Consider the following 12,313-nt stretch of genomic DNA (forward strand, 5'->3'; position numbering starts at 1 on the left):
TTCCTCCCTACGGTCGATTTGTCCGGTCCCTAACCAGGTCCAGACCTACGCTATCGTAACCTACGAATCCGTAGGTTACCTGTGAGTAGCATTTAGATGTCGAGCACACAGTCGCCGGAGGCGGCCGACACGCAGGTCTGAATTCGCGTGCCCGGGTCGTGCTCGGCGCCGGTGCGCAGATCGCGCACGTGACCCTCCACCAGGCTCACGACGCATGACTGACATATACCCATTCGGCAGCCGAAGGGCATCTGCACGCCGGCACCCTCGCCGGCGTCCATCAACGACGTGGCGGCATCGGCGGCGACGGCGCGGCCGCTGCGGGCGAAGGTGACCGTTCCGCCGGCGCCGGCCGGCGCGGCCCTGGAGACGGCGAACCGTTCCAGGTGCAGCCGGTCCCCGGCGCCCGCCACCGACCAGATCTTCTCGGCCTGGGTCAGCATGCCCTCGGGCCCGCAGGCCCAGGTGTGCCGTTCGCGCCAGTCCGGCACCTCGCGGTCGAGCAGGGCCAGGTCCAGACGGCCCTGGGTGCGGGTTTCCCGGAGCGCCAGGCGGTAGCCCGGATGGTCCGCGGCCAGCGCGGCCAGCTCGGCGCGAAACATCACGTCGGATTCGGTGGGCGCCGAGTGCACGTGCACGATGTCGCCAATTTGGTTGCGGCGCACCAACGTTCGCAGCATGGACATCACCGGGGTGATCCCGGAGCCGGCGGTGAGGAACAGGATCGACGGCGGCGCGGGGTCGGGCAGCACGAAGTTGCCCTGCGGCGCGGCCAGCCGGACGATGGTCCCCCGCTCGACCCCCGCCACCAGGTGGGTCGAGAGGAACCCTTCGGGCATCGCCTTGACGGTGATGGTGACCGTGCGCGCGGAGCCGGATCCGGACGTCGCGGCGGGGCTGGACGTCAACGAATACGACCGCCAGCGCCAGCGCCCGTCCATGAGCAGGCCGATCCCGATGTACTGACCCGGTTGGTAGTCGAAGTTGAAGCCCCAACCCGGCTTGATCACCAGGGTCGCCGAATCCTCCGTCTCGCGGCGCACCTCGAGGATGCGGCCCCGCACTTCCCGCGCCGACCACAGTGGATTGGCCAGATGCAGGTAGTCGTCGGGCAACAGTGGCGTCGTGATGCGCGCGGCGATCTTGCGCAGCGCGTGCCAACCGGGATGCCGATCGGCGCCGGCGACGACTGGCCGCTTGGTCTCGACGACGTTGCCCGTGATCGATGGGTTACGTCTGCCCAGGGGAAGCTCCTGCTCACTACGCGGCGTCTTGGTTGCGCTCACCATTGTGGTGGATTCCCGGGGCTTCACGAAACCTACGGTACCGTAACCTACGGTTCCGTAGCTAGGCCGGCGCGCCCTCGACGCGTCACATTGGTCTCAGAGGAGCTCCAGCAGGAACGGCAGCTCCTGCGTCGCGTACCACGCCAAATCGTGGTCCTGGGCGTCGCCGACGATCAGCTCCGCGTCCTCGTCACCCAGGTCGGCGGCGTCGATCACCTCGATCGCCTTCGTCACGGCCGGCTCGGCCGCCGCGTTGTCGACGTAGGCGGCCACCACGTCCGCCAACCCGACCGGCTCACCAAGTCTCACCACGGCGTCGTCGAGGTCGGGCCGGAAGGTGACGTCGCCGACCTCGGCCGCCAGCACCGCGCGCCGCGGCGGCAGGGATGCGGCGCCCTCGGCTTCGGAGTCCGCCAGCAGCCGCAGCGACGCCAGCGCCGCCTCGCGCAGCGCGACCTCGGCGAGCTCGTCGTCGTCACCCTCGGCGTACGCCTCGCGCAACGTCGGCGTCAGCGCGAACGCGGTGCCGTTGACGGGCCGCAACGACCCCTCGGCGACGAGGCGCTGCAGCATGGCCAGCGTGGCCGGAATGTAGACGATCGTCACGAAGACACCCGCCGACCCGCTTCGACCGGCTCCGCCGCTCTTGCGATCGTCACGAAGACACCCGCCGACCCGCTTCGACCGGCTCCGCCGCTCTTGCGATCGTCACGAAGACACCCGCCGACCCGCTTCGACCGGCTCCGCCGCTCTTGCGATCGTCACGAAGACACCCGCCGACCCGCTTCGACCGGCTCCGCCGCTCTTGCGATCGTCACGAAGACACCCGCCGACCCGCTTCGACCGGCTCCGCCGCTCTTGCGATCGTCACGAAGACACCCGCCGACCCGCTTCGACCGGCTCCGCCGCTCTTGCGATCGTCACGAATCCCCCATCAGTGTGGCCGCGTAGTCGTCGACGTACCGGGACAGCTCGCGCGGCGGGCGCTGGTAGTTCCCGCTCACCACCGGAGTCTTGGGCAGTTTGACGTGGGGCCGCTCGACGTCGTGGTATTCGATCGTAGACAGCAGGTGCGCCATCATGTTCAACCGCGCGTGTTTCTTGATATCCGACTCGACGACGTACCAAGGGCTGACCGGGGTGTCGGTGTGCACCATCATCTCGTCCTTGGCGCGCGAATAGTCTTCCCGCCGATACAGCGATTCGGTATCCATCGGGCTCAATTTCCATTGCCGCACAGGGTCGTTCAAGCGGGCCTTGAATCGGCGCAGCTGCTCGGTCGCCGAAACCGAGAACCAATACTTGCGCAGTAGGATGCCGTCGTCGATCAGCATTTGCTCGAAGATCGGGGTCTGCCGCAAGAACAGCGCATGCTCTTGCGGCGTGCAGAATCCCATGACCTTCTCCACGCCGGCGCGGTTGTACCAGGACCGGTCGAACAGCACGATCTCGCCCCTGGCGGGCAGATGGGCGATGTAGCGCTGGTAATACCACTGGCCGCGTTCCCGATCCGTGGGCGCGGGCAACGCGGCGATGCGGGCCACGCGCGGGTTGAGGTATTCGGTGATCCGCTTGATGGTCCCGCCCTTGCCCGCGCCGTCGCGGCCCTCGAAGACGACCACCAGGCGTTGGCCGGCATGCCGCACCCACTCCTGCAGCTTTACGAATTCCGTTTGCAGACGGAACAATTCGGCTTGGTAGACCTGCTCGGAAATCTTGCGCACATTCGGTGCCGTGGATTTCGCGGTCTTCGCCTTGGGGCCCTTCGTCGCGGTGCTCACATCAACGAATGATAGAACCGGCCAGCGCTTTTCACCCCGACTAATTACCGGGAAGCCTCTAGCAATTCCTCGAGTGATTGGCTCAGCAGGCCGGGCAGCAGCTCGACGTCGCTCATCGCTTCGCGGTCGGCGTTGATGCCGAAATACAGCATGCCGTTGTAGGACGTCACGCTGATGGCCAGCGCCTGGTTGTGCAGCAGCGGCGGCACGGCGTAGGTCTCCAGCAGTTTGGTGCCGGCGACGTACATCTGCGACTGCGCCCCGGGCGCGTTGGTGATCAGCAGGTTGAACGTCCGCCGGGAAAAGCTCGGGAAACTGGTGGCGACCCGGATGCCCATGGCATGCAGGGTGGGCGGCGCGAATCCGGACAGGGTGACGATGGTCCTGGCGTCCACCAGGCGGGCGGCGGTCGGGTTCGACTCGGTGGCGTGCGCGATCTGCGAGAGCCGCACCACCGCGTTCGGCTCCCCCACCGGCAGGTCGACCAGGAATGGCATCACCTGGCTGATGGCCTGGCCGGGGCCGGTCGCGTCGAGCTGGCCGTCGGCGTAGATGGACAGCGGCGCCATGGCCCGCACCGTCGCGGTGGGCGACACCGCCACCCCGCGCGACATCAGCCAGTTGCCCAGGGCGCCGGCGATGACGGCGAGCACCACGTCGTTGACGTCGCAGTCGTATCGCGCGCGCACCGTCCGGTAGTCGTCGAGGTTGCCGCACGCGACCGTGAACCGTCGGTGACGCGAGACGGTGGCGTTCAGCGGGCTGCTGGGCGCGGTGCCGCGCGCCACGTTGCGCGCGAAGTGGAGGACCCGGCGGCCGGTGGCGACGATTTCGCCGTGGTTGGTGACCAGCCCGCCGATGGCCGACCCGACGGCCTGCAGCTGGGCGCCCGGCCCCACGAACCAGTCGCCGATGGCCCCGAAGATCAGCCTCGCGTTGCCCGGGTCGCGTTCGGGAACCCAGATGTCTTCGGGAAACGACGGCGGGCGTTTGGTGCGGTCGGCGATGACGTGGTTGATCTCCAGCGCGGTCATGCCGTTGACGAGCGCCTGGTGCGACTTGGTGTAGAGGGCGACCCGGTTCTTGGACAGGCCCTCGACCAGATACATCTCCCACAGCGGCCGCGACTTGTCCAGCGGCCTGGCGGCCAGCCGGGCGATCAGCTCGTGCAGCTGCTCGTCGCTGCCCGGGGAGGGCAGCGCGGAGCGCCGCACGTGGTAGGTGATGTCGAAGTCGCCGTCGTCGACCCACACCGGACGGGCCGAGCCGACCCGCACCTCCCGGACCTTCTGCCGGTAGCGCGGGATCTGGGGCAGCCGCTGTTCGACGGTGGCCAGCAGCGTCTCGTAACTCAATCCCGCGCGCGGGCGGCGCAGGATGGAAAGCGATCCGACGTACATCGGGGTGGCGGTGTTCTCCAGCCGAAAAAACGACGCGTCCGATGGGGACAACCGGGTCACCATAGGGCGCTGTCCTCCTCGTCGCCTCATCGCCCTGCTGCCTAAGGAGATGTCCCGCCCCACGGTAATCGTCTGGCCGGGCCACGGACGAGCGCGGGTACGCGCGGCCGCGAGTTGTGCCATGATGGCCACTGCCTGCCACTCTCCAGCGGGCTCCCGGTTGCACCGAAGAGTTGGAGAGTGCGCGTTGAACACCAGCCCCGTCGCGGATCCGCCCGGCGCCTTCGCCGTCTCACCCGTCGTCGACTACGAGCCCCCGCCGCTCGACGTGCCGCGGAACGTTCCCGCGTGCCGGCAACCGTCACGCGCTCCGCTGCGCCGCCGCGGCGCCCCGCGCCGGCCCGGCGGGCAACCGGCGGAGCGGCCCCACGCCATGTCGGCCCAGCTGCGGCAGGCGGCCACCTTCGCCGACGCCGCGCTGCGCCGCGTGCTGGAGGTCATCGACCGCCGTCGCCCGGCGGCCCAGCTGCGCCCCTTGCTGGCCCCCAGCCTGGTGGATTCCGTTGTCTCGGTGGGTTACTCGGTCACGGGTCACGAGGGCGCCGCGGTGCTGCGCCGGCTGCGCCTGCAGCCGGCCGGTCACCGGGATCCCGAGTCCGCGGCCGAGGTGTCCGGCTCGTACAGCCGCGGGCGCCGGGTCCACGCCATCGCCTGCCGCGTCGAGAGGGTGGGGGCCGGCGGCCGGTGGCTGGTGGTGGCGCTGCACATCGGCTGACCACCCGGTCAGGGCGCGGCGCCCGCGCTGGGCGCCAGCGGCCCCCCGGTGTAGCGGGCCAGCACCGGCCCGGCGATCGCCATGATGAAGACGTAGGACGTCGCCAGCGCGGCGACCGCGGGAATGGACGTGCCCGCCAGCCCGATGATGATCAGGGAGAATTCGCCCCTGGCGATCAGGGCGGTGCCCGCGCGCAGCTGACCGCGCCGGGCGACCCCGTCGCGCCGGGCAGCGAACATCCCGGTGGCCACCTTGGTTGCGGCGGTCACCGCGGCAAGCGCCAGCGCCACGGGAAGCATCGGCACCAGCTCCTGCGGGTCGACCGCCCAGCCGATCGCCAAGAAGAAGATGGCGGCGAACAGATCGCGCAACGGGCCGAGCACCTTTCGCGCCCGGTCCGCGGTTTCTCCGGTGAGTGTCAGGCCCACCAGGAACGCACCGACGGCGGCCGACGCGTGCAGCGACTCGGCCATCGCCGCCACGATCAGGGTGATGCCCAGCACCCGCAGCAGCAGCTGTTCGGAATCGGGATGTTCGACCAGCCGGCCGAAATGGTGGCCCCAGCGATAGGACGCGGCGAACGCCGCGACCAGAGCGCCGATCGCGACCGCCATGCCGACGACGGCGCGCAGCCATCCGCCGCCCGCCGCGAGCACCGCGAACAGCGGCAGGTAGGCCGCCATCGCGAAATCCTCGAGCACGAGCACCGACAGCACCGAGGGCGTCTCGCGGTTGCCGATCCGGCGCAAATCCTCCAGCAGCCGCGCCACGACACCGGATGAAGAGATGTAGGTGACGCCGGCCAGGCACAGGATCGCGACGCCGTCCAGCCCCAGCAGCCAGCCGGCGAGCGCGCCGGGGATGGCGTTGAGGACGACGTCCATGCCCGCCGACGGCAGGTGGTGGCGCATGCTGCTGGCGAACTCGGCCACGGAGAACTCGAGTCCGAGCGTCAGCAGGAGCAACACGACACCGAGCGGCGCGCTGGTGGTGACGAAGTCGCCCGCGGCCGCCACCTGCAGGATCCCGCCCTTGCCCAGCGACAGGCCGGCCAGCAGATACACGGGGATGGGAGACAACGCGAACCGGCGGGCGACACCCCCCACGATGGCCAGGGCCGTCAGGAGGGCGCCGAGCTCTAGCAGCAGCGTCCCCGAAACCTGCACCGGCTCAGCCCTTGTCGATAATTTGCTCGACGCCAGCGATGCCGTCCTCGGTACCGATCACAATCAAAACGTCTTGGGCATGCAGCATTTCGGCCGGACCCGGCGAGGCGAGCACTTCCTCGTTGCGCACGATCGCGACGATGGAGGCCCCGGTGCGTGTGCGGGCATGGGTGTCGCCCAGCGGGTGGTCCACGAACGGGCTGGAGGCCAGGATGTGGACCTGACCCGTCTCGAGTCCGGGAATCTCCCGGGCCAGCTCGGTGAACCGCTCGGCGATCCGGGGCGCCCCGAGGATCTGGGCCACGGCCTCGGCCTCTTCGTCGCTGAGGTGAAGGATCGGCCGGGCCTCGTCGGGGTCCTCGCGCGCATACATGACGACGTCGAATTCGCCGCTCCGCCGCGCGATGATGCCGATGCGGTCGCCCTTGTGGTCGATGAACTCGTAGCGAAGGCCGACGCCCGGCAGCAGCACCTCCTTGACATCCATGACCCCAATCCTGACAGGTCGGTCGGCGGTGCCGTCACCGGTGCGCGGGAATCAGCCCTGCCGCGCCACGCCCGACGCCTGCCGGCGCGGAATCGGCAGCAGCATCGACACCTCGCGCCGGTAAGCGCTGTACTGGTCGCCGAGCGACGTGACCAGATCGCGCTCCTCGAGTTGGGTGGCGACCAGGATGTAGATCGTCATGCCCGCCGAGAACAGCAGATGTCCGGCCGTCATGACGGGCGCGGCCCAGAAGGCGATGACCATCCCGAGCATCAGCGGGTGGCGCACCACCCGGTAGAGCAGCCGGACGCGGAACTCGATGCTGGTGTAGGGCTGTTGGCGCGACGCCAGATACACCTGCCGCAGCCCGAACAGGTCGAAATGGTTGATCAGGAACGTCGCCAGCAGCGCGATCGCCCAGCCGAGCCAGAACAGCGCCCACAGCAGCGCGCGGCCCGCCGGCATCCGCACGTCCCAGACGACCGTCGGCATCGTCCGCCACTGCCAATACAGCAGGGCCAGCACCGCGCTGGACAGCAGCACGTAGGTGCTGCGCTCGATCGGCGGCGGCACGACGCGTACCCACCACCGCTTGAACGCGGGCCGGGCCATCACGCTGTGCTGGACCCCGAACGCGGCGATCAGCGCCGCGTTGATCAGCGCCGCCTCGGCGACGGACGCGGGGAGCCCACGGTCCACGGTTCGTGGCAGCGCGAAGTTGCCCACGAAACCAATGAGATACAAGAAGGCCGCGAGGAAGAGCAGGTACGCCGCGGCGCCGTAACCCAGCGTCAGATATCGCTTCATCTGCTCAGTGTCCGCCGCGTGCGCGGGCTCGACTATAGGTCGTTTGCCTCATTTTTCGGTACCGCGCTCTAGGCAATTCTGACTAGCTCATTTCCGAGCGCGATACCCGCCGGCGGACTTTGCCATTTGAGGCAAACGCCTCATGCGACGGCGGAAGCGGGGGACCGATGATCGCTTGTGACGAAGTTACCTCAAGGAAGCACGGAGATGAGATCATGACCGAATTAGCTTGTGCGGCAACGGTATCCGATACGCCAACGGGCAGCCGGACCGACGCGATCGACATCGGCCGGCGCGCCGGCGGGCGGCAAATCCTGCAAAAGATGTCGCTCGCGGTCCAGCCCGGCGAATTGGTCGCCATCGCCGGCGGCAGCGGAGCGGGCAAAACCACCTTGCTGGAGGTCCTCGCGGGTCTGCAACCGCCCTCGGCCGGGGAGGTACGGCACGACGGCGTCGCTCGCCGTCCACGCGTCGTCACCGACTCCCGAGTGGGCTACGTGCCCCAGGACGACATCATCCACCTGGAGATGCCGCTGGGCCGAACGCTGCGGTACGCGGCACTGCTACGGCTTCCCGCCGGCACGTCCGAGGCGCACGCGGAACGGATCGTTGCGGAGACCCTGCGGGACCTCGACCTGGCCGACCGGGCCGACGTGCCGGTACGTGCGCTGTCCGGCGGTCAACGAAAGCGGGCCAGCATCGCCGTCGAGCTGCTGACCCGGCCGAGGCTCTTCTTCCTCGACGAACCCACCTCCGGGCTCGATCCCTCGACCGCGGCCGAAGTGATGCGCCTGCTGCGCCGGCTCAGCCGGCGCGGGGTCACCGTCGTCCTCACCACGCACGAGCCGGCCGGGATCGATCGGTGCGACCGGGTGGTCTTCCTGGCTCGCGACGGCCACCTGGCCTTCGCCGGCAGCCCGGCCGCGGCGCGGCGCTACTTCGGGGTGCAGGACCTCACCGAGGTCTACGAACGCCTGGCGTGCGAAGACACTCCGCAGATCTGGGCGGAGCGATTCGCGGGAAGCCGTGTCTATGCGTCAATGAGCCACAGCTCCCCTCAACAGCGCGTCGTCCACCCCCCGCCCGGCGTCAAGCACACCGGCGGGGTCCGGCAATGGTGGCTCCTGACCCGGCGCAATGTCGACGTGCTCTCCCGCAACCGGCTGACCCTTGCGATCCTGCTCGGCTCGCCGGTGCTGGTGACGGTGATGATGGCGACGCTGTTCAAACGCGGCGAGTTCGATCCGCGTGCCGCAGCCGGGGTGGGGCCGGCCCAGATCGTGTTCTGGATCGCTTTCGACGGCTTCTTCTTCGGCCTCACGTACGGCCTGCTCCAGATCGTCGGAGAGATGGCCGTTTTCCGGCGCGAACGGCTGGCCGGGCTCAGCGTGGGCGCCTACGTGGCGTCGAAGATCACGGCGCTGTTTCCGGTCCTGGCGGCAGTGAGCGCGGTCTTGCTGGTGGTGCTGCGCGCGCTCGGTCGGCTTCCCGCGGCCGGATGGGACGTCTACGCGTTCCTGTTCGCGACGATTCTGATCGAAGCGAGCTCCGCCCTGGCGCTGGGCCTGTTCGCCTCGGCCGCGGTCTCCAACGCCGCACAAGCAGCCCTCGCCCTGCCGATGCTGTGCTTCCCCCAGGTTCTGTTCGGCGGCGCCATCGTCCCCGTCGACCAGATGGCCACACCCGGGCGCCTGATGAGCCTGATCCTGTCCAACCGGCACGCCTTCGACGCCCTGGGGCGCGGCCTGGCGCTCGACCGCTACACCGCCACGCTGCCCGCCATGTCGGCCTACCACGACACCTTCCGGGGAGGCACGACCGTGAGCCTGATCGCGCTCGCCTCCTTCGCCGTCACCCTCACGCTGGCCACCGCATGGGTGCTGGACCGGCGGTCGAGGCCGGGCGCATCGCCGCGATAACGCCTCCGCGCGGCCCGCGATCCTCAACAGGACCGCGGGCCGGTCTGCAACCCGCGCAGGGCTTTTCGGGATACTCACAGTTTCCGGACGAAGGCGCCGAGCGGGTCTTGCCGACCGCGAAGATGCAGCGTGCGTTGCCGAGAGCCGGCCATGAGTTCGTCGGCGACTCCGCGGGCAACCAGCAGCTCGCCCCCGGCGGCGTGTTGTTGCATCCGGGCCGCGGCGTTGACCGGACTCCCCAGGGCGGTGAAGTCCACCACCGCCCCGCCGACGTTACCGACGTACGCCACGCCCGCGTTCACCGCAATGCCCACGTTTAGCCAGGGTCCGTCGGGGGTGCCGTATCCGACCGCTTCGAGCAGCTCGACTCCGGCCTGAACCGCTCGCTGACGATACCGGGGGCCGCTGATGCCCCGGACGAAGAACGCCATAACCTCGTCGCCGATCAGCTTGTCGATCACGGCGTCGTGGCGCAGAAGTGTCTGGGTCGCGGCACCGTAGAACCGGTTGAGCAACGCGGCGAAATCCGCGGCTCGCCGGCGATCGCCAAGCGCCGTGGAGCCGCGGACGTCGGCGAACAGCACCGCAATGTCCACCTCCGCGCCGCCGCGTGGCAGTGCGTCGCAGCATCGCTCGCACAGGTTCGGGTTCTTGCGTGAACGGCGAAACCCGGCGGCGGCGAAGATCCGCCCGATGGGACCGCCGAACGGGTTGTTGCACAGCTTGCATCGCGGGGCCGACGGCAGATAGCGAAACGCGCGCCTCGCTCTGATCAGGGACGCGTGGCCGTCGGTGAGGACCCTTTCCCACAGGCCCGACGAGGGGGCCGACTGACGGGCCGGCGCGACGGCCGCGGCTTGCCGCTGGGCGGTGCGAGTCATCAGAAGATGGTCTCGTCGATTTTCCGCCCGCACATGGGGCATCCGCCCCAAATCAGTCGCGCGCGCCGGCGGTCAGGCCGTGCCGTGTCGCGTACAAGCTGGCCCCGATCCTGTTCGAGACCCCGATCTTGGCATAGATCCGCTCGACGTGATTGCGAACGGTCTTCTCGGAAATCCAAAGGGCCGAGCCGATCTCGCGGTTGGACAGCCCGCGCGCGACGTGCAGCAACACCTCGGATTCGCGCCGCGTCAATCCCTCCGGCCTGGCGGCTCTGCGCGACGGCCGGTGGCCGGCGGCCTCCAGCACGGCTTCGACCACATCGCCGTCGAGGCGCCCGTGGGCGGCCTCGCCGCGTAGCTGTTTGGCGGCGCCGGTGTCGTCGAGGGCGTCCCGGTAGGGCCGGGGTTCCATTGAGGAGCAATAGCTTTCGGCAGCGGCAAGGATCCGATCGCGAACGGACAGGTCTTCGCCCCGGACGCCGTTCGGATACCCCGACCCGTCGAGTCGCTCGTGATGGTTCACCGCGGCCTCCCGGACGGCCTTCAGCCCACCGACGCGGGCCAGGATTCTGCCGGTCAGATACGGATGGATCTGCACCCGTTCGCGTTCGGCGCCGGTCAACCCGCCCGGCTTCTCCCAGACCCGGTTCGACACGCCGATCCGGCCGAGGTCGTGCACGTAGCCTGCGCGGCGCAAGACGTCGATCTCGTTCTGCGGCAGCCGAACACATTTTCCGGCGTTCTCTGCCAGCTCGGCCACGGCGCGGGAATGGCCAAGCGTGAACGGGCACTTCAGGTCCACGAAATCGCCCATGGCGCGCAGCAGTGCGTCAAGCGCGGGACCCGTCAGCGCCTCCCCCGGGTCCGGGGCCAAGTCGGCGGCGGTCGACCACGCGTCTTCGCTGTCGTTCAGCAACTCGTCGGCGGCAGCCGTGAACACCGCGACGACGTCCGGATCGAACTGCGTGCCGCTGCGTCGGCGGACCTCCGCGACGGCGGCTTGGGCACCGTAAGCGCGGTGGTGCACCTCGGCGATGTCGGCAACCTGCGCCACCCGCATCGTCACCGGGATCTGCCCGCCGGCGGCGCCACCGGGAAGGCCGCTGCCGTCCCACCGTTCGTACGCATAGGGCAGGGCCTCGCCCACGTCCGCACCCAAGCCGATCTCCTCGGCGAGCAGCGCGGCCGACAGGCAATGGGACTGCACCAACGCGCCGAGGTTGCCACGCGCGTCCAGAAAGACTTTGGCCGCCAGCTGCGCCCGTTTCGGCAATGTCGACCCACGACCCAGGTTGCCCAGCAGGAATCGCCGGTACGGCGCCCCCGACCAGTCGATGAAATGACTGTCGTGTCGCATCGCGATGTCGTCGCCGAACCATCGCGCGTACTCGTGGGAGTCGGCGTGACACCCGATCCACATCACCAGGCCGGTGTAGAAAACGGTCCCGCGCTCGTGCTTGCCGAGCCCCAGCCGCTCGGCGAGCCTGGTGCCCATCGCCGCCGACCGCAGCATGTGGTCCATCGGCTGGCCGAGCCCGAGGTCGACCGCCAAAGACAGCGCCGCCAGTACCTCGACTCGCGACACAGCTCCGTCGAAGGGCATGAGACTCGCCCCTTCCTTGACCGGGCGCGGTCGCGGGGTCATCTGTAGCCACACAGCGGGTGATGCCTGATTAGCGTATGGCATCGGCGTTGCTGCCGGGTGCAGAAACGGCGGCTCCCGGCGCGGCTAGCTCTAAAACTGACTGAGGTTGTTGACAGTCTGAGCTCCTGATGGAAGGAGCTGCATGGCTGACCGTGTTTGGAGCGAG

11 protein-coding genes are annotated in these 12,313 nt (G+C 69.1%); 2 read left to right on the forward strand and 9 right to left on the reverse strand.

Going from position 1 to position 12,313, the window contains the following annotated elements:
- Positions 1–92 precede the first annotated feature (92 nt).
- The 4 genes from BST44_RS10060 to BST44_RS30645 form a co-directional block, all read right to left on the reverse strand.
- Entirely contained in the window at positions 93–1,286 is a 1,194-nt protein-coding gene (locus BST44_RS10060; RefSeq protein WP_439330708.1) for a ferredoxin reductase, read from the reverse strand.
- Between the two features lie 96 nt (positions 1,287–1,382).
- The gene (locus tag BST44_RS10065; RefSeq protein WP_142274438.1) at positions 1,383–1,892 is read right to left on the reverse strand and encodes a DUF6912 family protein; all 510 of its coding nucleotides are present in this window, start codon (positions 1,890–1,892) and stop codon (positions 1,383–1,385) included.
- 314 nt (positions 1,893–2,206) lie between these two features.
- Complete coding sequence (gene ppk2 / locus BST44_RS10070) at positions 2,207–3,067, reverse strand: polyphosphate kinase 2 (RefSeq protein ID WP_083176959.1); 861 nt, start codon at positions 3,065–3,067, stop codon at positions 2,207–2,209.
- A gap of 44 nt (positions 3,068–3,111) precedes the next feature.
- Positions 3,112–4,530: a WS/DGAT/MGAT family O-acyltransferase gene (locus BST44_RS30645; RefSeq protein ID WP_083176960.1), complete on the reverse strand. Its 1,419-nt coding sequence runs from the start codon at positions 4,528–4,530 to the stop codon at positions 3,112–3,114.
- 184 nt (positions 4,531–4,714) lie between these two features.
- Between BST44_RS30645 and BST44_RS10080 the strand changes: the two genes are divergently transcribed.
- Positions 4,715–5,242: an Rv3235 family protein gene (locus tag BST44_RS10080; RefSeq protein ID WP_083176961.1), complete on the forward strand. Its 528-nt coding sequence runs from the start codon at positions 4,715–4,717 to the stop codon at positions 5,240–5,242.
- An 8-nt stretch (positions 5,243–5,250) separates the two neighbouring features.
- Here BST44_RS10080 and BST44_RS10085 read toward each other — a convergent pair whose 3' ends face one another.
- From BST44_RS10085 to mddA, 3 genes are read right to left on the reverse strand one after another with little or no spacing between them, the layout of a single operon-like run.
- Entirely contained in the window at positions 5,251–6,408 is a 1,158-nt protein-coding gene (locus tag BST44_RS10085; RefSeq protein ID WP_083176962.1) for a cation:proton antiporter, read from the reverse strand.
- A gap of 4 nt (positions 6,409–6,412) precedes the next feature.
- Positions 6,413–6,895: a cation:proton antiporter regulatory subunit gene (locus BST44_RS10090; RefSeq protein ID WP_083176963.1), complete on the reverse strand. Its 483-nt coding sequence runs from the start codon at positions 6,893–6,895 to the stop codon at positions 6,413–6,415.
- Between the two features lie 51 nt (positions 6,896–6,946).
- Positions 6,947–7,702, reverse strand: coding sequence for a methanethiol S-methyltransferase (gene mddA / locus BST44_RS10095; protein ID WP_083176964.1), 756 nt, complete (start codon positions 7,700–7,702; stop codon positions 6,947–6,949).
- Positions 7,703–7,917: 215 nt separating this feature from the next.
- Here mddA and BST44_RS10100 point away from each other — a divergent pair, with 215 nt between their 5' ends.
- The gene (locus tag BST44_RS10100; protein WP_083176965.1) at positions 7,918–9,621 is read left to right on the forward strand and encodes an ATP-binding cassette domain-containing protein; all 1,704 of its coding nucleotides are present in this window, start codon (positions 7,918–7,920) and stop codon (positions 9,619–9,621) included.
- A 74-nt stretch (positions 9,622–9,695) separates the two neighbouring features.
- Here the strand turns inward: BST44_RS10100 and BST44_RS10105 are convergent, their stop codons facing one another.
- Positions 9,696–10,502, reverse strand: a complete 807-nt coding sequence (locus tag BST44_RS10105) for an adenylate/guanylate cyclase domain-containing protein (protein ID WP_083176966.1) — start codon at positions 10,500–10,502, stop codon at positions 9,696–9,698.
- Between the two features lie 52 nt (positions 10,503–10,554).
- Positions 10,555–12,105, reverse strand: a complete 1,551-nt coding sequence (locus tag BST44_RS10110) for an HD domain-containing phosphohydrolase (RefSeq protein ID WP_083176967.1) — start codon at positions 12,103–12,105, stop codon at positions 10,555–10,557.
- Positions 12,106–12,313: the final 208 nt, after the last annotated feature.

This window comes from Mycobacterium scrofulaceum (assembly GCF_002086735.1).
Lineage (GTDB): Bacteria > Actinomycetota > Actinomycetes > Mycobacteriales > Mycobacteriaceae > Mycobacterium > Mycobacterium scrofulaceum.